The sequence below is a fragment of the Streptomyces sp. NPDC047085 genome, from assembly GCF_040643735.1.
Taxonomy (GTDB): domain Bacteria; phylum Actinomycetota; class Actinomycetes; order Streptomycetales; family Streptomycetaceae; genus Streptomyces.
This window is the reverse complement of sequence record NZ_JBEYUW010000019.1, coordinates 100,830-120,960: the sequence shown is the minus strand read 5'-3', so window position 1 is coordinate 120,960 and position 20,131 is coordinate 100,830. Positions and strand designations below refer to the sequence as shown.

16 protein-coding genes and 2 pseudogenes are annotated in these 20,131 nt (G+C 69.8%); 12 read left to right on the top strand and 6 right to left on the bottom strand.

Features of this window, described 5'->3' with window-relative positions; translation table 11 throughout:
- Nucleotides 1-547 precede the first annotated feature (547 nt).
- The 3 genes from fxsT (at nt 548) to ABZ865_RS39685 (ending at nt 6,728) form a co-directional block, all read left to right on the top strand.
- Complete coding sequence (fxsT, locus tag ABZ865_RS39695) at nt 548-2,788, top strand: FxSxx-COOH system tetratricopeptide repeat protein (protein ID WP_361241596.1); 2,241 nt, start codon at nt 548-550, stop codon at nt 2,786-2,788.
- 618 nt (nt 2,789-3,406) lie between these two features.
- Nucleotides 3,407-4,834, top strand: a complete 1,428-nt coding sequence (locus tag ABZ865_RS39690) for a hypothetical protein (protein WP_361241593.1) — start codon at nt 3,407-3,409, stop codon at nt 4,832-4,834.
- A 1,384-nt stretch (nt 4,835-6,218) separates the two neighbouring features.
- Nucleotides 6,219-6,728, top strand: coding sequence for a GNAT family N-acetyltransferase (locus ABZ865_RS39685; RefSeq protein ID WP_361241591.1), 510 nt, complete (start codon nt 6,219-6,221; stop codon nt 6,726-6,728).
- 40 nt (nt 6,729-6,768) lie between these two features.
- Here ABZ865_RS39685 and ABZ865_RS39680 read toward each other — a convergent pair.
- Nucleotides 6,769-7,026, bottom strand: a pseudogene (locus tag ABZ865_RS39680) (ATP-binding protein); the annotation flags it as partial.
- A 47-nt stretch (nt 7,027-7,073) separates the two neighbouring features.
- Here ABZ865_RS39680 and ABZ865_RS39675 point away from each other — a divergent pair.
- The 4 genes and pseudogenes from ABZ865_RS39675 to ABZ865_RS39660 all read left to right on the top strand — a co-directional run.
- A pseudogene (locus ABZ865_RS39675) lies at nt 7,074-7,304 on the top strand (LysR family transcriptional regulator); the annotation flags it as partial.
- Between the two features lie 311 nt (nt 7,305-7,615).
- Complete coding sequence (locus ABZ865_RS39670) at nt 7,616-8,050, top strand: hypothetical protein (RefSeq protein WP_361241588.1); 435 nt, start codon at nt 7,616-7,618, stop codon at nt 8,048-8,050.
- Between the two features lie 1,391 nt (nt 8,051-9,441).
- Nucleotides 9,442-9,720 (top strand): hypothetical protein, encoded by a 279-nt coding sequence (locus ABZ865_RS39665; RefSeq protein WP_361241585.1) that lies wholly within the window; start codon nt 9,442-9,444, stop codon nt 9,718-9,720.
- Nucleotides 9,721-9,729: 9 nt separating this feature from the next.
- The gene (locus ABZ865_RS39660) at nt 9,730-10,680 is read left to right on the top strand and encodes a helix-turn-helix transcriptional regulator (protein ID WP_361241582.1); all 951 of its coding nucleotides are present in this window, start codon (nt 9,730-9,732) and stop codon (nt 10,678-10,680) included.
- Between the two features lie 254 nt (nt 10,681-10,934).
- Here ABZ865_RS39660 and ABZ865_RS39655 read toward each other — a convergent pair whose 3' ends face one another.
- On the bottom strand, nt 10,935-11,135 hold the full coding sequence (locus ABZ865_RS39655; protein ID WP_361241579.1) for a hypothetical protein: 201 nt from the start codon (nt 11,133-11,135) through the stop codon (nt 10,935-10,937).
- 79 nt (nt 11,136-11,214) lie between these two features.
- On the opposite strand from ABZ865_RS39655, the gene ABZ865_RS39650 reads away from it, so the two are divergent.
- The 4 genes from ABZ865_RS39650 (at nt 11,215) to ABZ865_RS39635 (ending at nt 13,998) form a co-directional block, all read left to right on the top strand.
- Nucleotides 11,215-12,183 (top strand): helix-turn-helix transcriptional regulator, encoded by a 969-nt coding sequence (locus ABZ865_RS39650; protein ID WP_361241576.1) that lies wholly within the window; start codon nt 11,215-11,217, stop codon nt 12,181-12,183.
- Nucleotides 12,184-12,762: 579 nt separating this feature from the next.
- Entirely contained in the window at nt 12,763-13,113 is a 351-nt protein-coding gene (locus tag ABZ865_RS39645; protein WP_361241573.1) for a hypothetical protein, read from the top strand.
- Between the two features lie 215 nt (nt 13,114-13,328).
- Entirely contained in the window at nt 13,329-13,736 is a 408-nt protein-coding gene (locus ABZ865_RS39640; RefSeq protein WP_361241570.1) for a hypothetical protein, read from the top strand.
- A 94-nt stretch (nt 13,737-13,830) separates the two neighbouring features.
- On the top strand, nt 13,831-13,998 hold the full coding sequence (locus tag ABZ865_RS39635) for a hypothetical protein (protein WP_361241567.1): 168 nt from the start codon (nt 13,831-13,833) through the stop codon (nt 13,996-13,998).
- Nucleotides 13,999-14,147: 149 nt separating this feature from the next.
- Here ABZ865_RS39635 and ABZ865_RS39630 read toward each other — a convergent pair whose 3' ends face one another.
- The 4 genes from ABZ865_RS39630 to ABZ865_RS39615 all read right to left on the bottom strand — a co-directional run bounded on the left by ABZ865_RS39630 (nt 14,148) and on the right by ABZ865_RS39615 (nt 18,372).
- Nucleotides 14,148-14,642, bottom strand: a complete 495-nt coding sequence (locus ABZ865_RS39630; RefSeq protein WP_361241565.1) for a hypothetical protein — start codon at nt 14,640-14,642, stop codon at nt 14,148-14,150.
- 297 nt (nt 14,643-14,939) lie between these two features.
- Nucleotides 14,940-16,472 carry a hypothetical protein gene (locus tag ABZ865_RS39625; protein ID WP_361241563.1) on the bottom strand — a complete coding sequence of 511 codons (1,533 nt, stop codon included), beginning with the start codon at nt 16,470-16,472 and terminating at the stop codon, nt 14,940-14,942.
- Nucleotides 16,473-16,948: 476 nt separating this feature from the next.
- Nucleotides 16,949-17,161 carry a hypothetical protein gene (locus tag ABZ865_RS39620; protein WP_361241560.1) on the bottom strand — a complete coding sequence of 71 codons (213 nt, stop codon included), beginning with the start codon at nt 17,159-17,161 and terminating at the stop codon, nt 16,949-16,951.
- On the bottom strand, nt 17,158-18,372 hold the full coding sequence (locus ABZ865_RS39615; protein WP_361241557.1) for a hypothetical protein: 1,215 nt from the start codon (nt 18,370-18,372) through the stop codon (nt 17,158-17,160). Before ABZ865_RS39615 ends, ABZ865_RS39620 begins: the two co-directional genes overlap by 4 nt.
- A 106-nt stretch (nt 18,373-18,478) precedes the next feature.
- On the opposite strand from ABZ865_RS39615, the gene ABZ865_RS39610 reads away from it, so the two are divergent.
- Nucleotides 18,479-19,378 (top strand): hypothetical protein, encoded by a 900-nt coding sequence (locus tag ABZ865_RS39610; RefSeq protein WP_361241554.1) that lies wholly within the window; start codon nt 18,479-18,481, stop codon nt 19,376-19,378.
- Nucleotides 19,379-20,131: the final 753 nt, after the last annotated feature.

The window sequence follows — 20,131 nt, the reverse complement described above, 5'->3', positions numbered from 1 at the left end:
CACGCCGGCCTGGGCAAGACATTGGGTCACCGAGCTGCTTGCGGCTACACACCGTCAGCATCGCCCTCTCTTCCCCCGAGAACTGGCGACAGTTGAATACGCGAGCCCACCAGTACCGAGGGCCGGAGGAGGCGGGCCGGCTCCCTCGCCCCCTGTGCGCTTCCTCGGCCTCCTCCGCGCCTGCGAGCCAGCTTGCAGGGTGCATGGCGGTTCCGGGGACGGTGCGTAGTGGCGTGGCGCATGCTTGGGCCAGCGGTGTCGTGACGACGGGAGCGGCGTGGACGGTGGCAGGCGTGCTCGGGTGGGTTCGGTCGTCAGTGGGTCGGGGGCGGCGGCGACGTGCGCACTGGGGGTGGTGACGAGCTACGCCACGAGCGCGGTGCCGTACTGGGCGTCCCGTCCTTGGGTGGTGTGGTCGGTCTTCGGTGTGCTGGCTGTTGGTGCAGTGGTGCTGGAACTGGTCAGCCGGCGTCTGGACGCCATCGAGTCCGCGGGGAATGGTGCACCGGTGAGGTTGGTGCCGCTAGGGCGGGTCCTGGGGGGCGGCATGACGTCCCTACGGGCACCCCACGGTTCCGGGCCCGTCCGGGGACGCGACGGCGAACTCGAAGCGTTGAAGCGGCTGCTGGCCCGACCGCAGGCGAGGTACGCCGTGGTGTGCGGGGTGGGAGGGATCGGCAAGACCACGCTGGCCTCCGCTCTTGCCGACATCGCCCGCGCACAAGGGCGGGAGGTGTTCTGGATCCGCTGGCGCAATGCCGAGGAACTGGCCGAGCAGATGACCCGCACCGCGCTGGCCTGCGGCCTCACCGAAGCCCGGCTCGAGGAGAGCCGCGCGGGTCGGGCCGGGCTGCCGGATGTGGTGTGGGAGCAGCTGGAGCAGGCCGGTCGGTGGCTCCTGGTCCTGGACAACGTCGACACCCCGCAGGCCGTCGGGCCCGACGGGGAGGACGTGGCTTCTTACCGGGGGTGGATCCGGCCGGGCAGGAGGGGCCTGCTGCTGGTCACGAGCCGCAATACCGATCCTGCGGTGTGGGGCACCCGGGCCGTCCTGCGCCGTGTCGCCCCGCTGGAGTCCGTAGTCGGCGGCCAAGTCCTCTGCGACGTGGCCCCCCACGCCGGAACCGCCGAGGAAGCGCGGGCGCTCGCGGACCGGCTGGGCGGTCTGCCGCTGGCCCTTCACGGCGTCGGTCGCTACCTGGCCGCCCCCGGCAGCCGCCACCGCACCTTCACTGACTACACCACTGCCCTCGACACGCAGCTGGGCACGCTGCTCGGTGCCACCCAACTGCGGGCGAGCGACCCGGCCGTCGGACGGACCCTGGTCCGCCACACCTGGGAGCTGTCGCTGGACCAACTCGCCGCTGACGGCAACCCACTCGCACGGCCGGTACTGCGGCTGCTGTCCCTGCTGGCGCCGGCACCCATCCCGGTTTCCCTCCTCACCCCGGAACTGGTCACCGAGGCCACCGGGCAACAGACCGGCGAGATTGAGGTGGAGGCCGCGCTCAACGGCCTACACACCTACGGACTCGTCGACACACCCACGCGCCAAGACGGACGACCCGTCCTCGGACAGGTCGTCCTGCACCCACTGGTCCGCGAGATCACCGCTCACACCCATACCACCGAAACCACCGACCACAGCCGCTACCAGCAGGCCCTCGCCAGCCGCCTGACCCGAGCAGCCCAGTATGTGGTGACCTCCGAGAGCGCGGGCTGGGAGACCGCCCGCCTGCTCGCCCCTCACCTCCTCGGCGCCGCGACGCACACCGCCAATCAGCACAACCGCCTCCTCGCCGAAGCCCTCGATCACATCAGCCAGTCCCTCAAGAAAGCGGGCGATTACGGCAGCGCCCTACAGCTGCAGCAGGCAGCCCACACGATCACCGTCGGCTCCTTGGCCCCCGACCACCCCGAAACCCTGACCAGCCGCAACAACCTCGCCGAGGCGCTCGACCTCTTCGGCCGACACCAGGAAGCGGCCGACCTCCACCAGCACGTCCTCACCGCCCGCGAACGTGTCCTCGGCACCGACCACCCCGACACCCTGCTCAGCCGGAGCAACCTTGCCAACGCCCTGGACCACCTCGGCCGACACCAAGAGGCAGCGGACCACCACCGACAGATCCTCACCGCCCGCGAACGCGTCCTCGGCGCCGACCACCTGGACACCCTGCACAGCCGCAACAACCTCGGCCTCGCGCTCGGCTACCTCGGCCACCATCAAGAAGCCACCGACCTCCATCGGCAGGCTCTCTCCGGCTACGAACGCGTTCTCGGCGCCGACCACCCCCACGCCCTGAACAGCCGCAACAACCTCGCGCTCGCACTCGATGACCTCGGTCGGCACGGCGAAGCAGCAGACCTCCACCGACAGGTCCTCAGCGACTACGAACGCATCCTCGGCCCCGACCACCCCGCCACCCTGCACAGTCGCGACAACCTCGGCCTCGCACTCGACCACCTCGGCCGGCACGGCGAAGCAGCAGACCTCCACCGACAAGTTCTCAGCGACTACGAACGCATCCTCGGCCCCGACCACCCCAGCGCCTTGACCAGCCGCAGCAACCTCGGTCTTGCGCTTGACCACCTCGGCCGACACCAAGAAGCAGCAGACCTCCACCAAAGCGTCCTCACCACCCGCGAACGCATCCTCGGCCCCGACCACCCCCACACCCTGAAGAGTCGTGACAACCTCGCGGCAGCACTGCGTCATTCGGCGCATGCTGGCTCAGTCACGGGGCCTGGGAGGCGGCGATGGTTCCGCGGGCCGAGCCATGGCTGAGGTGTGCTCGCTGTGCGACAACCTAGATCGATGACGGATGAGTGTCCTGCCGGGCACCCCTTGCCGGCCGGACGCCACGGCGGCCCGTCTTCGCTCGCCCGTGCGGGCCTCGCTTTCGCGGTGATGCCCCATTGCGACAACGCTCGGTACGGGCTCGCGTTGTCTCAGCGGCATGGCGTGCCTGCTGTGGAGCGCGATCTGTCTGCGCGGCTCGGAAAAAGCCCTGACCTGCCCATATCCGCAGGACCCTGACGGGACTCGGACGGGCGGGTGCGGGCCGGGGGCCGTTGGCCCCCGCGGGGCGGGGGAGCAGCTGGGGCTAGTCCGTGGGAGGTTGGCGCAGCACTGGTCTTGGCCGTGGTGGTTCCGGGCGCGACGTCGACGGCCGCCGACAGCAGCGCGTGCGCGCATCACTGGTCGGGCCCACAGATGTGCACCCGCCTGACCAGCCGAAACGCGTGGAATGCGGTGGCAGCCGGTGGGATCGCGAGTCGGACAAGTGGGCGCCTCTATACCGGCCACGCTGTGAGGGGCCGTCCGGTCCCTTGATACGGTCGGCGACTGGACGATCACCGACGGTCCGGCGGGTCCGTTACAGGGCAGAGGAGACGTACAGGCATGCGCGTTCGGGCAGTGGCGGGAGCGGTGCTACTGGCGGCCGTATCACTTGCGAGCTGCAGCGGCGAGAAAGAGGGCGGCCACAAGGGCAGCAGCGGAAGTGCCCTGAATCCCTTTCAGCAGGCGAAGTCGCTTGCCAAACTCAGCGTGCCCGCTGCCTACGATGCGCGCGAGGGATGGGACACGACGCTCGGTGGCGTTCCGAAGCGGGTGGCCAATACGCCCGTGGCGGCGGTGCCGGGTGCCGGAGAGGTCGCCAGCATTCAAGGGGCTCCAAACGGCTACACCACTATCGTGCGGGCCGCTGACACGGGACGAATCCGCTGGTCTTCGGCGCCATGGAACATACCGACGCCCGACGACGGCGACGACGACGAGTCGCAGACGCCGGGCTTGACGGTCGTCGATCAGGACGGCCGTGAGTACATCGTCGCCTATGCCCACGGTGTGCGGGGGAAGGATGCACTGCACGACGGCACCGCGGTGGTCAGCCTGGCGGTGTACGCCGCTGACGGACACGGCGCATCGGTGAAGCCGCTTCGGCAGATCGATCTGCGAGTGAAGGGGGAACCCATGGTGCGCGTCTCTGCGGACGGTGGCCGGGTGCTGGTTGGCCTGGGCGGTGACATCGACTCGGGTATGTACCCGGAACAGTCGATCGCGGTGGATGTGGTGACGGGTCGGAGCACCGCCTATGACCATCCCCATGATCTGCTGTCCCCGTGCGGGCAGGCTGACTGCGCGGGTGGCCGTGTCATCGCCGCCACCCCGGACGGCCCCTTGATCGGTGTGGACAACGGAGGGTTCGGCCTGGCGGGCCACTGGTTCAGTGACTCGGTACGCCCGCGCGGTACCGAGCGGACCGGCGACCTCGCTCCTTTTAACGGGCTGGCCTACGGCGTCATCCACGGCCAGGTGCTCGCCGGCTGGCAGACCCCGGACGAGGAGAACGGCACTGCCGCCGATCCGGTGTGGTCCGTGCACGATCTGCGCACCGGACGCCTTCAGGCATCCATGACCTGTGGCTACGGCCTCAATAACGAAATCAATGCGGGTAACTACGGATCGAACCGCGAGTACAGCGTGGTCGCGTCGCCCGACGGCCGCTACCTTGCCGCCGGGCCCGTCGCCTTCGACCTGCAGAGCAAGAAGGGCGTCTGCCTGGCCAAGAGCGGCAGCCGCAAAGGCCTCGCGATCGTCTCGATCCGCGATGACGGAACGGCGTACGGAGCGGTCCAGCAGGACTCGACTGCCGATGGCACTGAACCCGTCACCGTACAGGTCGACCTCAACGCCGGCCCGGACGCGGCCAGGGCCCTCGGTAGCGGCACCACAGTGCCGTTCGTGACCAGTGTGAAGGGCGCGGGACTCTTCCTGAGCCGCGACAACAACGGTGCCCTGCGCGTGTCCCTGCGACGCGAGCGCTGACATTCACCGTCCCCGGTGCACCGCGCCGTGACCCCGTTCCGTCCGCGCCCTCCGGCTCGCCGCGCCGGTGTCGGGCGGACGGTCGGCACGCATCCCGCCTGCCGCCTCCCGCAGCGCGGGAGCATGTGGAGCATGCGGCCCAAAGGACGCGGAGCGGCCACCGGGCGCGCGGCAGGCGGTCCGGAGCGCGGAGCGCACCGGACCGCCGACCCCCACGACGACCGCCACGCCCCGCCCCCACCCGGCCAAAAAAGCCACACCCCACGCCCCGCCCGCACCCAACAACAGCACTCCCCACCCACCGCCGCGCCCGCCCCCGGCTGCGCGCAGCAACCCCACGCCCCAGGCGCAACACCCCCACGAGAGCAGGACGGAGAGGAGACTCCGCACCCCCCACCCACCCGCCACATACCCGGAGCGCGCAGGGCCGGCTGCCCGGCGCCGCGACAAGAACGCCCAGCACCCACACCCGGGCACCACGACGCCGCCCTACCCCACACCACCCTCAAGAACCAGGACACGAAGGGGCCGGGCCGTTGGCCGGCTCGGGGGAAGCCCGCTGCCGGGGGCTTCGGCAGGGGCTGGGGCCGGCCCTGACGGGGCCCGGGCGGTCGGGTGCGGCCCGAGGGGCCGGCTGGCCTCCGGCCGGGGGGGAACAGCCCGGCGTTGGTCCGGAGGGAGCACGGGCCGAGCCCCTGACGGGGCCCGGGACCGTCAGGGGCGGGGCTGCAGGCGGCCTCCAGGAACCACCCACGCAACCGCCGGGCACGCACCGAGGGCGTGCGTCTGTCATCGATGACGTGCCCTACGCCGTCGCTTATGTGTGACGGGAAGCTGACGGCACTGCGCAGGCCAGCGGTGAGAAGTGCTCCGGGCCTGCCGTGTCCTCAGCGCAGCCGTGTCGGCCTTCGGCGTGCGCGCTACGGGTGCTGTGGCATGCGGCAGGAAAAGCACCGCTCGCGGACGCTCCGCGCTCATGCCGCGCACCCAACTGTTCCAGTACAGGGCCGACGGACGAGAAGCACCCGCCTCGTCGTTCCGGCCGCGCCGGCGTTCCCGGGTAGATCGGCTACGCAGATGGTCATCGGCGAGGTGAGAGTAGGAGGCAGAAGCGCCGGACGTTGGACGGAGCATGCGGCGCCGGAGGCCGGCCTGCCGAGAGCAAGAAGCCGGGACCGTCTCCAATGGCTGTGTCGTTCTTCGCGGATGTCGTTTTGACGCAAGTTCGGGAGTCACTCGCTGAGCTTCCGCGTGATCGATGTCGATGAGAATTGATGTCACTCAGCAGCTGCTGAGGGCCGCGTGAGGCTGGCGGCGGGACGGGGCGCCTGGTGATCGCCCTCTCGGACCGTGGGACCATCCCCGATGGGGCCAAGGAGGAGTAATGCAGCTGCGGAACGTCTCACCGGACGACGTCGATGCCTATATTCGGATGCGGTGCGACCCCGTGATGATGGCTGACCTGGGTGGGCCCCTTCCGCGTGAGGGGATGGCGGACAAGGTCCGTCGGGATGCCCGGCAGGCAGCAGACGACCTCGCATGGTTCAAGATGATCATTCCCGATGGGGCCACCCCAGACGTAGTGGCCGGGACGGTGACTATCTGGTCCCACGACACCAGCGACGGGCCGATGTCCGAGATCGGTTGGATGGTTCTGCCCGAATTTCAAGGGCAGGGCTTCGGTAAACGCGCAGTCCGCACCCTTCTGGAACAGGCCAGGGACCAGGACCGCTGGGGCCTGGTGCATGCCTTTCCGGCAACAAACAACGCGGCGTCGAACGGTATCTGCCGTTCCGTCGGGTTCCGCCTCCTCTCGCAAGCCGAGGTGACCTTCGCAGGGCGAGTCCTCAAGACCAATCACTGGGCCATAGACCCGGGGAAGGACTTGCGCTGACGCCAGCACTCACCAGGTCTGTTCGATGCTCGGCCGAAGTTCAACCCACTGCGCTCTGCTCAGCCAGGGCTTTGGTGTGAGCGAGGCGGTAGGACTCGGTGCCGGTCTGGATGATCGCGCCGTTGCAGGTGAGGCGGTCGACGATGGCCGCGCAGAGCCGGGGGTCGGTGAAGGTCTTTGTCCAGCCGCTGAAGGATTCGTTGGAAGCGATGGCGACGCTGTTCTTCTCCTCGCGTTCGGTCAGGATCTGGAACAGCAGCTCAGCGCCTCGCCGGTCGAGTTCCATGTAGCCGAGTTCCGCGAAAGGCGCTCACCAGCCCTTACGCCTAGCAGCGACTCGAACGCCTCGTGGCAGCCGCCACCTACCCCACGATCTGCGAGGGCGCCCAGGCCCTCGGCATCAACCAGCCCACGATGACGACTCAGATCACCCGGCTCGAGCGAGATCTCGGACAGCCACTGCTCGAGCGTGCTGAACGAGGACGAGCCATGCAGTTGACCCCCTTCGGGAAGCGCGTGGTCGCTGCAGCCAGGCTGATCCCCGCAGAGGAAATGACACGGCGGTCGGCCGGGTGAAAACGCCTGTCGCCTACGGCGGGGTGGCCCGGGTCTGGCACGGCGGCCGGATAGCAGTGTGTCATGGTCGTACTACCCGCGCCGCGACGCGCTGCCCTCGCCCTGACTGCCGCCCTACTCCTGGCCACACCCTGCGCGGTCGCCGCCGAGGCCGCAGCCGTGCCGCCTTCAGGAGCCTCCTCGGCCCCGCACGACGGATGCGATCACAATCCCTCTGACGGTGAGGCGCTGCGACTGCTGGCCCAGCCACCGTTCCCCCCCCCACCGACCTCAGCCTGCTGAACACGCAGTCCTACCCGCAGGGGCCGCCGATGCAGCCCGCGCCGCCCCGCCAGATCACCACCGAGGAACTGGTCAAACAGCTCAAGACCACCCTCAAGCCCCGCGGCCGCCGCGCGGTGGAGGAGGGGCTGGCGGTCTTCAACAGCCCGCAGATCGCCACCGTGGTGCCCGATCTGAACCTGCGCGCCGCCCTCGCCTCCCTGGCCGGCAGCCCCGCCCAAGGCAGCATCCAAGCCATCCGCGACGGCGTCTTCCACCGCGTCCACTTCGTTACGCCGCCGAACCCGAACACGATTGCTCAAGTCGTACCCACTCCGAACGGCCCCGAGATCGTCGTCAACCCGCGGTACCAATACGAGGACTTCCGGCTGCTCGGAACCGTCTTGTCGCACGAGACCCTCCACCAAGATCCGCAGGTCAACGCCAGCGAAGAGCTCATCAACAGCGCGCTGCAAAACGGCTAGTACGGACAACTGCTCCTCGACCAGCCACAGCTGGCCACCAGCCGCACAGAACTGGCCCGAAGGGCCAACACCGCGTTTATGGCACAACTGAACACGCGGGACGACCGTGGCTGCCAGCGGCTGACCCAATCCACAGGCAACGTGCTTCCCGGCTCGCCGTTTTCGCTGCCCAGCTTCGCCGCCGCGTTCCTCGGCACTACCCCCGACGGCGGCACGGGGACGGACCCAACCAGCACGCCGGGCAACGCAAACCTGGACTTCTACCTCAGCGCCATCACCCGCACCCGGCAGACCGGCGCCGCATTCAACACCGCCACCGTCGAACTCCTCGACCGCCACCAGGCCTGGGCCACCCCCAGCGAGCGCATCCGCCTCGCCCGCCTGCTTAAACTCCGCATCCCCGGTGCGGCCCCCGCACCGCGAAGACGAGCCCTGGCACGTCCCTGCTTCCCCGATCAACGGCAGGCCCGGGGACCTGAACACTTGGGGCATGGGCACCGACGAGACACCATCCCCCTCCGGCGCGACCGAGTCCCGAAGCGGAAGCGCCCTCACCCGCCTGGTCAACGCCGTCGCAGAAGGGCATCTCACCGGCTGGATCCGATAAGAGCGACCGGCGATGAGCGTGGTCGAGAGCGCGCCAGCGGGAGTGGCAGCAGAACGGGCGCAGAGCCCAGCTCCTCGCGGAGGAAATGCCACGGCGGTGAGACAGAACCTCCTGCCACGCCGTGAGACGACCGGAGAAACCACAGGTCACGGCACTGCCCTATGCCACGAGCGGCGAGATCCTACAGGGCCGTTGGCCGACCGGGGGAAGCTCCCTGCCAGGGGGCTTCGTGGACGGCCCAGGTCTTCCCCGACAGCGGGGGCGGGTTCTCACCGCGTCGGAAACACCGAGGGCCGGCACCGAGGGCGGTACCGGCCCGTGTCGGCGGGGCGCGGGCCAACGCGCCTGCCGCAGATCCTGAAGGGCTCGGGCTTGCGACCAACTCGCCGTCAGGGAGATGCCAGCGCAGGTCCGCTTGGCATCGACGCTGCGCAGCGTCCTACTGAAGGGACCCAGACCGCAAATGCGCTGGAACGAACATTGGGCTGCACAGGGCCTGGCGGACGGTCAACTGCTCGGCGCCGGCCCGGCGTCGGGGGCCGGGGCGGGCGAGAAGTTCCGTGGGGGAATGCGGAACATCCGTGAGGCCAGGAAACGGCGAAACAGACACATCGGGCAGGGGTGCGGGGTGGACGCCGGGCCGGTCGTGGAAGGCTGTTGCCTACCGCGCGGCCCCGCTCCGTGCAGGGCCAACTGCCGCTGGGCTGCGTGTGCTTGCGATCATCAGCCCAGGTCCCGGCCCCTTTCGTGCCCGGGTCCCCGTCAGGACGGAGTCCTGCGCACCATGAACCACCTGCCCTCTCCTCCCGCGCCCGCCGGGGCGCCGTCCGCCGGCGAGGTGCCCGCGGGGCGTCTGGGGCCCACGCACGCGCTGATCTGGCTGATCGCCGTCCTCGTGCTGGGCACCACTCTGTTCCTCAAGGGCACGCCGATCGGCGACATCTTCGCCCTGCTCGGCGGGTGCGGGGCGATCGGCGCGGCCACCCTCGCCGCGGCCGGCGGCGGACGCCGTCTGATGGCCGTCCTCGTCGAGGCCGCGGTGCGCTCGAGCGCGGGCAAGTAGGAGCCGGCCATGGCCTCCTCCCGTCCCGGCGCCGACCCCTGCGGGCCGTTCGCCGGCCTCGCCGAGCACCTGGTCGCCCTCCGCAGGGCCGCGCGGATGTCCCAGCGCCACCTCGCCGCGGCCGCGGCCGTCTCCCGCGGCACCGTCCAGCGCGCCGAGTCCGGCACCGCGGCGCCCTCGACGGCCGTCCTCGACGCCCTCGTGCGCGCCTGCGGGGGCGACCAGGCGGGGCGGGAGCGCGCGTACGTCCTGCGCAACCAGGGCCGCAGCGACCACCGCGACCGGCTCCGGGGCCTCGAGGCGCCCGCGCCGGCGCTCATCCGCACCGCGCAGGACCTCGGCGCCGCGCTCGCCGCGGAATACGAACGGGCCGGCGCGCCCTGCCCGAGCGACCTCGTCCGCCCCGCAGGAGACCGCAGGCGGATCCCGCGCACCACCGCCTGGCGCATCACCAACCGCCGCGGCCTGCCCGCCGACGCCGAGCAGCTGCAGACCTTCCTGGACGTGTGCCGGGTGCGCCCCTCCGCCCAGCAGCACTACCACGAGGCGTTCCAGCACATCCACGCAGACCGCAGCAAGCACCCGGCGCCCCCGCACCCAGATCCGGCCCGCCACCGCGCCCGGCCGGGAAACCGACAAGATCACCCCCTGGTTCAAAAATCTGATGGACTCCATGTCCCCCGAGGACATCGAGACCGCCCTCACCGTCGGCGCCGCCTACCTCATCGCCGGCGAGGCGCACCGCAACGGCACCGCACCGCCCCGCCCCGCTCCGTCGACAACGTCATGCGAACCGCACGGGAACTGTTCGTCGAATCCAGCCGCCTCCCGGGCGCCCTGCGGGGCCCCGACGTCACCGCCCTCGCAAACCGCGGCGATCTCGTCCTCGTGGAGGCCAAGTCCTCCTCCCCACCCCAGCGCGGCACCGCCCCCGCCAAACCCCTCACGTTCGCGAGCTGACGCCCGAGACCATCTGGGAGACGAAGAGCAGCCACCGAGCACAGGACACCCGCCCGGGGCAGAAACAGACCCCGTCCGGCCGGGGTGGGGCACGGGCCGCGATTGGCCGGGGTGGGGGCCAGTCCTCCTCCGGCACCCGGGAACGCATCGACAGCTCGTGCTCGCTTCTACTGGCAGCAGGAGCGCAGGAACCGCACGCAGTGCGGGGCCAGGTCCCCATATCCGGTCGTCTCCGACTGGTGCGGCAAGGGGGCTCAGGGGAGGAACTGGGCGAGTGCTCCGGTGACGACGGCGGCGAGGGTAAGGACGGCGGCAAAGGTGGTGGCGGCGCGCACGAGGGCGGTGGGGTATGTGGCGCCGTCGAGGCGGGCGAGTGTGCCCGCGGCTGCGGCGGCCAGCAGCGCGAGCACGACGACCAGGGCGGCGGCGAGCAGGACGATGGCGATACGGTTCACGGCGATCTCCCCGAAGAAGGTGGGATGTTGACGTGACCGAAGGTCGCGGAAACGGTGTTCGCCGTGGTCCGGCCGGACAATGATGAACATCGTTGAACACAGAGCGCTGGGGGTCCACGTGGGAGGGGAACACGATGAACGCGAGGTGGCGCTCACTGAGCTGCGCACGCGTCTGGACGACGCCCTGGCCAGCGAGGGGCTGACCAAGACCCAGCTCGCCGCCCGATCGGGACTGGGACGCACGACTGTCCAGGCGGCCTTCCAGCCTGGTGGTCCCGTTCCGTCTGCCGCAACGGTCGCGGCGCTGGCCGGCAAACTGAGCCTGCAGGTCGAGCAGCTGCTGGAGCTGCGACGGGCCGCGGCAGGCGAGACCGGTCCTGTTCATGTGCGGGATGAGGGGCTCGGCAAGCCGATCGGGCAGTGGGATCCTCACGAAGGCAGGGCCGAACGACTTCGCACCGCCAAGTCATCCGAACTGCTACAGGTCTACCTGCACGCGGCCAGCGAAATCGCCGACAAACACCCCACTCCGGGGCTGGCCCGCTGGACTGTGCCCTCCTTCGCCGAGGTCTACCAACTCCAGCGCAGCACCGGCTCGGCCGCCCTCGATGCGAACGACTCGGAGGCGGCAACGCACGCGGACGGCGCTCCGCTTCATCCGTCGACCGTCCTGCAGGGCGGCAACTGCCTCGTCGTGGCTGGTCCGGGTGGTGGGAAGTCCAGCCTGCTGCACGCAGTCCTGTTGGAAGGGCTGCGCAGTCACGCACCTGAGGTGCCCGTCCCCGTCCTTGTGCCGGCGCGGGCACTGGCAGACACCAACCCGTTGCCGCAGGTGATCGCCCAACACGTAGAGAAGGAAGTGGGCGCGCTGTCCGACAAGCCGCCCGGGCTGCGCGGACTCTTCGCCGCCCGACCCCGCCCGGACACACCCTGGCTTCTCCTTGTCGACGGACTAGACGAGATCATCGACCCCGCTCTGCGCATGAAAGTCATGGCAGTCTCCGCAGCTTGGCCGTGGGAGACGCATCGGTCTACCGCTTCGTCGTGACAAGTCGCCCTCTGGACGAAAAGGAGTTCACCTGCCTCGGCACAAACGCAGGACGCCATGAACTTCAGCCCTTCGACAGCACAGACCTCCGATCCTTCGCCACAAAGTGGTTCGCGGCGCAGGGCGTGTCATCGCCTGAGCAGCAGGCGGAGGAACTGTTCGCCCTGGCCGCCCGCTCGGGTTACGCCTCCCTGGCACGTGTTCCCCTGATGGCGACGATCCTCTGCCACCTGTACCAGGCAGACTCCGAAGCGGCTCTACCCGACAGCCGCGGCGGCCTCTACCAGCGGTTCACCGACCTACTCCAGGAACGACAGTTCCAGGCTGCCTTGCGTGAACGTGCCGAGGCAGTACTCAACCATTTCAATCGCCGCATCGCCGAAGCCACCGTCGCCCGGTCTCCGCAACTCACCGAGACCCTGGCAGTGCTTCACCTGTCGGAGAGCGCGGATCCGGAAACGTCTCTTCGACAGGTTCCTTGTCCCCCGCCCCGCGCCGACAACAGCCGCACCCCCCAGCCTCCTGCAGGCCCTGGAGACGGCGGCGACGGCCGACCGTACCTGCAAGACCCACGAGGCCGTGCGCCTGGAACTGATGGCCGCGCTCCTGCGAGCGGACTTGCAGCCCACCAACACCCCCATCATCGACGTCAGTTGCCCCACGAAGAACGGCCACTTCCTCTACGAGGTCCTCGACGCCGGCCGCTGCACCTACGCCGACCTGCGCTCGGGAGCCGTCCGCCTCCTGGAGATCAACCACACCCTGCCCACCCCCGCCGACCGCCTCCACCTGGTCCTGTGCCAACCCCCCGCCGAAGACTGGGCAGCCGACACCCTCCACGACATCTTCAAAGTCCACGTCCTGTGGCGTACCAAGGAAGGCTGGAGAGGCCAGGACCCCGGAACCGCCCTGGGCACCGAACGGACATGATCCGCGGCCGGCCGTTCCGCCCAACACCAACTCACCGCTCCGTGCGCAGATGCCACGGTGTCCGCAGCAACTTCCGCACCGTCAACGGGGGGCCCGTGCGCCGTATCGTCTCGGCTGTCGCTCTGACCGCTGTCCTGCCTCTCGCCGCCTGCTCCGCAAGAACCGCTTCCGGGGCAGCTCCGGCCGTTACCGTGACGCGCACAGTGCCGGCCCCGGTGCCACCCACCTCGACGCCCCCAACCGCCAGCCCTACGCCGACGTCCGCGACGCCGACCACGACGGCCACCCTGCCCACAACGGCGCCCCCGGCCACTCCTCGGCCGCATCTGACCAACGCCTCGGCGGTGGTCTCGCAGTACTACCAGGACATCACCGATCACGACTATGCGGCCGCCTGGGCGCTCGGCGGCTCGCACATCGCCGGGACGACCTACGACCGGTGGGTGGCCGGGTTCAACACCACCCAGAGCATCACCCTGGGCACCATCAGCGCATTCGGAGCCTTGCGCGTCCACGCCATCCTGTATGCCACCCAGACCGACGGCACGCTCAAGACGTACGCCGACGACTACACCGTCGCCGACGGCATCCTCGTCGGCGCCTCGATCCACCAAACCAACTGACGGTCAGTGGGAGCTCGTCCGGTCAGGCTCCGCCGAGGACGCAACCCAGCTGCCACGCAAAGGCGGCGAGCTGTCCGTACTCATCGTGCTCATCGTGGGCATCGACGATCGCCTCGCCGCCACGGCGATCGACCGCCCCGTCCGGCACGCCGAGGTGATCCGCTCCCAAGCGCGACGGCCGCCGCACAGGGGGCCGCGCCTCCGACAGGTCCCGCGCCGACACCACGACATGACCCACACCGACTGCCGCAGCGCGGGCTGAACCCGGCACCCGGCCAGCCCCACGATTCGACCACCGGTGAAACGCGAGTGCTGTTCACCAAGTGCCACTTTGCCGACCCTGGCCCCCCGGGGCAGGGGCAACGGTGCCATGTGCGGGGGCCTGCGCCCGCTGCTTCGTTGTGGTCGCTCCTACGCGGCGGGCCGCGGCGGCGCCTCCTTCTCGGCAAGGAGCCACGTCCACCAAAACCCACCGACGTGCCGGGCGGGTCCGGATGTGGTGCGCCATCCGGCCATCCAGCCACCGCCGCCGTGGTTGCGGGCCTGGCAGGAACATGTGCAATACGGCCCCGACGCGTTCTTGCATGACGCGGTGCAGGCCTCCGCACGGTTGAACTCGCGCGCCACGGCCACACGCGGATAGCGTCGCAGCAGTCCCTCAGCCAATGCGGTGAAGTGCCCGCGAGAGACCATCCAGCACTCCAGCTCGTCGTCCCAGTCCGGTCGCACGCGCACCGCCAGGATCTCGTTGATCAGCCGGAGGATGGCCCGACGCCGCACCGGTATCCACACCGCCATGCGTTCTTGGCCCGCCGGAAGCGCGATGGACGGCATCGACTGGCCCTCCCATTCGGCAAACCACAGCGGCACGTTCCGTCGCATGTGCGCCCGGACCATCGGCTTCAACGCCCGCAGACTTTGCGTCGTCGACCTGACGGGCCTCGTCGTCGCAGTCTGCGCAGGTCCAAGCCGACTGCCCGGACACGATCCGCTGGTGCCACGGGCGGGGTGGACGGTGACCTTGCCCTCGTGCAGGCCCAGAGTGCGACCACACGCCTTGCACCTCCCCTTCGGATACTGCCCCTTGTTCACGCCCACCCCCAACGATCACTTCCTTCGACGAATCTCGGGCTGGACCTGCGGCGTCCCGCACCGCCGACAGGCGATGAGGCGCTGCCCGGGCTGCGTTGCGCTGGTGTCGTCTCAAGTCAGCAGGTCGGCAGCCGCGGTGCGCAGCAGGCGGACAAGGTCTGGTGTGTCGGCCATGGGGTGGTGCGCGTACAGGAGGTTGCTGGCGAGCATGGCGCGCTGCGCGGTCGTGCCCTGTTGGAAGTCCGGCGAGGTGGCCAGTTGCGCTGCCCAGGCCGGGATGGCGGCCTGCCACTGGGCCCGCTGCCGCTCGAGGAGGATGTCGGCCCGCTTCGCCCGTGCGTGGGCAAGGGCGCACTGGATGTCATGCGAGTGAATCGGGCAGTCGGGGCCGAACATGCTGCGGGCGAGATCCTGACCCCTGCTGTCCTGGTCGTGGGATGTCTCGGCCGCCATGAACTGATCGTCGTCGACTAGGGCCTGGTAGAGCTGCCGGCCCCACTGCTTGAGGTGCGGGAATCGGGTCTGCTCCTCGCGCACCGCCCTCACGCGCATCTCCCAGTCGTCCAGGCACTCGTCCAGTTCCTGGGCCCAGTCGGCGCTCACCTGGTAGTGGTGCACCACGTCACCGGAGCGGAACGTGGCGGTGAAGCCGCTCAGTTCGCCATCACGCCGGGCTGCTTCGGCCCGCACCCGCTCCAGGCCCAGCAGCCAGGGATGCTTCAGGTCTTCTGCCCCCTCAAGGCGCTGTGCCCAGCCGCCTTCGTATCGCTCGAGGCGTACGCTGTCCGGCACCTCGGCAGCGACTGCCTGCAGGAAGGCCTCCCGGTCGCCCCAGGCGACGATCGAGGTGCGAGCGCCGCCGTCCGGGGCCGTTGCCGGCCGACCCGGGTGGGGGTACGGGACGGTGTCGATGGAGGGACGGTCGCGGCCTGGATGCGCGGTCGCCAGATCGTCCACCAGGCCCTCAAGCCCGGCCAGCAGTAGCTCAAGCTTTTCCGCCGGCGGCCGTTGGTCCTCGAGCCACTGCCGGGCGTGGTCGCTCGCGCGGACCTGCACGCTGAAACGGTCGCCGCTGCCCTGGAAGTCGGAGGCCGGAATGCATCCGTAGTCGGCGAGTTCTTCGGTGGCCGCCTTGACGACCTGGGCATCCCGGTCGGCCGGCGAGCCGGCAGGAATCACGGCGGGCACCGAGAAGGTCAGCGTGTCCACGTAAGCGGCGTTGCCCGGCAAGCCCAGATCGTCGTACAGGTCGATGGAGTACTCCCCCGCGCCGACATGGGTGATGGAGGCGCTCGCCCATCCGTAGACGCCGCGAGCGTCCTCGCCGTCGTCTTCGTCCCTCCCTTCGTCGTCGCAGCCCTCGTCCGCGCCTGCGTCCTCGTCCTGCCCTTGGTACAAGGAACCCTCCACGGAGTCCTTCGCCCACTGTCTGAAGGCCTCGTCCGCATCGCCGCCCGCGGCCTGCAGATAAGGGTTGGGGTCGGCCAGATCGTGAAAGGCGGCGGCGGAGGCGAAGCCCACGGCGTCGCGGGCATGGGGCTTGACGATGTCAGGATCGATGCCCGCATTCACCAGCGTGTCGGCCTCCTCGGGGCTGCACCCCGCCTGAAGGAACCGCTCCCTGGCCGCTTCCTCGTCGTACACGTACACGCTCTCCTTGTCTGGTGCGCGGCCTGGAGGGTGGAGGCATGAACCCGCTTCCGCCCGGCAGGCAGGCAGGCAGGCTGCCTGACGCGTGCCGCAGTCGCCGGCAGGGCTCAGGGTCTGCGCGCAAGCGACAGCGGACAGGAACACGAGTCGCAGCGGCTTCTTCCGTTGCCACTCCTGCTTCCTCGGGGTCCCCGGGTTCTTCGGGACTTTGGCCCGGCAGGACGTCAGGGGTGTTCCCCACGGCAGCCGGGAACACAAGTTATCCATGTTGCCTACACATAATCGACGCTCGTGCCACAACCGTGATCTTGCCTGACAGGCAATCACGAGGACATCGCACACGTAGAAGCCACGCCCTCCCCCGGCCGCCCTCCGTCAACACCGGGAGGCCCCGCAACAACCTCGTCCAGCGGCGCCGGTCACCGCCGCTTCAGTGAGACGCATGCCAGGTCAGGTTCAAAGGACATCACTCACGAGGAACAACTGCACCGGGCGGCGACGCCGCTGCCGGGCCGGTCGTGGATGGCGGTGACGGCCAAGGGGATGCCGAGCACGACGGTGAACGGCAGGGCCAGGCAGTCCTCGATGACCGCCTGGAAGGCGGCGAGCTGTTCGTGCTCGTCGTAGGCATCGACGATCACGACTTCGACCAGGGCGTCGAGTGCGGCGGTGGACAGCCTCATCGCCTCTTCTTCCCTTGCGTGCGCAGGAGTTCCGCGAGGCGGGCGCCGACCGGGGTGATGCTGGGCAAGGGCTCGTGGGCGAAGTGATCTGCCTTGCGGCGGCGCAGCAGTTCCTCCCCGTCCCGCTCCCAGGCGAAGGTGGGCTTGCGCAGGAGTGCGCGGAAGACGGCGTCGGCGTTGTCGGGATGCCGCTGGACCAGACGGCGGATGACCATGGGAGCGACGGAGTCGTCGTTCAGGTAGTGCCTGAGCCGGCTCAGGTAGGTGCGGTCACGGGCCAGGGCGGGATCGGTGAACAGCGCATCAAGGTGGCCGAAGTCGGCGTAGTAGCACAGGCCTTCGGCCTCGTCGAAGATCACGGCGACGGTGTCCGCCTCGCAGAGTTCTTCGGGCAGACTGCTGAGCTCGTCGAGTAAGGGCCTGCCGTTCATCGCCTGCGCGGCGGTTTCGTCGTCAAGTTCGGCCAGGGCCCTCTCCTGCCGGTATCGGTGGTACTCCCGCATCCGTGCGGGCGCCTCGCCGGCATCCAGGACGAGCAGGTCGGTGCCGAACACCTCGATGAAGTCGGCGCGGGCTTCGGCCTGCATCTGCCAGGCCTTGCGCAGCATGTCGGGATTGCGGCGCACAAGCTGCGGATGGGCGGTGAGCGTCTGGACGGCGACTTGCGCCAGCTGTGGTCCATCGCCGGGTGGGTAGGTGGTGAGGTTGCCGGTGACCAGCCAGGCGTCGGTGTCGGGGTGGACGGGCACGATGCGGCCGGCCACGAACATCCCCGTGCGCAGCTGGCCAAGGGCACGCCGCCCCAGGTTGGAGTGGACCCGGTAGACGAGGTCGTCGAGCAGGTTGTGCAGGACGACGGCATCCCCTTGAGAGCCCCGCACCTCGAAGACTGCCTCCACCACCTCGCGCCAGCCGAGCAGCATCGCCCGCTCGTCTTCGCTCAGCGGCGGCCACCGCTGAGCCGTAAACCGCTCCAGAACACTCGAGCCGTCCGCCAGCCGGTGCTGCAGCACGAAGCGGTCGATGGTCTCGATGACCATCGCCTCGTCCAGGAAGCCGAGCCGGTCCGCTGCCTCCTCGATCCGGGCATCCAACCGCCGGGCAAAGCGCGGACTGTGCGCGAAGGCCACCAACTCGCTCTTCAGCTCCCCGCTGCGTGCCACCAGTCGGGCGATGTGGGGCAGCGCCGTGGGGGAATCGCTGTGTTCCACTACTGTTTTCTTCCTGCCTGTTCTTGCTGTGGGGTGCGTTGTCGCAAGCCGCCGCCCCGGGGGGCACGTGCGGTCCGTGGCTGGACGTCAGGGGCCGGGCGGCCGTGTGGTCCATGAGCTGTTGAGCGAGCCGTTCGGCATTCAGGGCGCGCACGGCGGCGTCGACGGCATCGCGGTCGGTGAGGTCGACATCCCGCGCGGCGAGGGCAGCCGCGATCTGCTTGGCCGGGCCCCACGCCTCCTCGTCGTCGAAGGCCGCGTGGAAGGCGGGCGTATGCGTCTCGACCGCGGCGACGACGGGAGCGATCCACGGCGTGGGGACGCCGCGTTCGGTGAGCGCGAAGGTCACCCATCGCTTCAAGACAGCGGGCAGGAGAGCGCGGTGTACCTGATCGAGTACCGTCTTGCGGGGCAGCCAGTCCCCCAGGAAGACGGCGACCTGGCCGGGGCTCCAGCACATCGGCCCGCGGCTGAGGTAGTTCTCCGCGTAGTCCAAGAACAGCTCGGCCAGCGACCGGGCGGTGCCGGCTTCCTCCGCCGCAGGGGCGCCCACCTGTGCGAACGCATCCAGCACACGGGCCCGCTCGCCCTGCGCAAGCGGCTGGTGCTCGGGCCAGTCGGGCAGGTGGTCCCGGCAGCGCGCCCAGGCCAGTGCCCGCAGCCCGACGACGTCCTCATCGTCGGGCCGAGGCCAGGTCATGTCCGTCAGCCGCAGCGCCGCAGCAAGATCCGCGAGCACCTCGGCCGCGTCCTGCTCGACCAACGGCATCGGCACCTCGCCCTCGCCCCGCGTCCCCTCCCAAGCGTGGGCCGCGTGTGGCTCAAGCAGCGCCAGCTTGTCCACCAGCGTGCCGCCGACTTCGCCGATGTGCGCCATCAGCGTGTGCGGGACCGGGCCGTCGTAGTCGACGAACAGCACCCGCTCGCTGTCCCACACGTCCACCGCGCACCAGGCCCCCACCGGGCGGTGCGGGCCGGCCGCGTGCCACGCCGGCACCGGCTGTGAACCGGCCAGAACCTCCACCGTCTCCTGCAGCACGGCCTGGCCGGGCGGACCCACTCGCTCAAGCGCGGCCACCGCGGCCAGGCCAAACGGGGACGGTTTCATCAAAGCCCGCCCCACCACCTCACGGCACAGCACCAGTTCCGGCTCGCGTTCGGTCATCCCCGCGCCCAGCCACGCCTCGCCCAGCCAGCCACTCCCCCACGCCTCCGCGGCAAGGACATCTGTGTCTTCAAGTCCCAGCGTTCGGGCCTGCCATAGCACACGGTCCGACAACCGCACAGGGCCTGGCGAACGGCGAACTGACTGTTTGCCGCCACGCGACGTGCGGCGGCCACGACTCTTCGGCACGCCCTCGAGTCTGGCAGAACAGCACGCGGCGCGAACCGAGTAATTCGAGGACAACCCTCGCCAGGGTGACGGCGGTGCCAGGAAGCCGGGCAGCCAGCCGAACAGACGCTGTGGGGCGGACGCGGTGAGCCTCGTAGGAGGTGCCGCTTGTGTCGGTGCCTGGGCCGTTTCCGGCCGTGGACTGGGGTGGCGCCGGGATCCCTGCGTGATTCACGGTCTGGTGCGGGGCGGGCTGAACAGGTGGTCGCCGGGCCATAGGGAACCGTCTGCCTCGGCCCAGGCGAGGTGGTGGCGTACCTGGTTAAGGACTGCCTCGCGCTCTGGCGGGCCGTAGGAAGAGACCCTCGACCGAGCACTGCGGGAACGGAGTTGGGCGGCCGACCGAGCGGCGCCCGCTTTGATGCG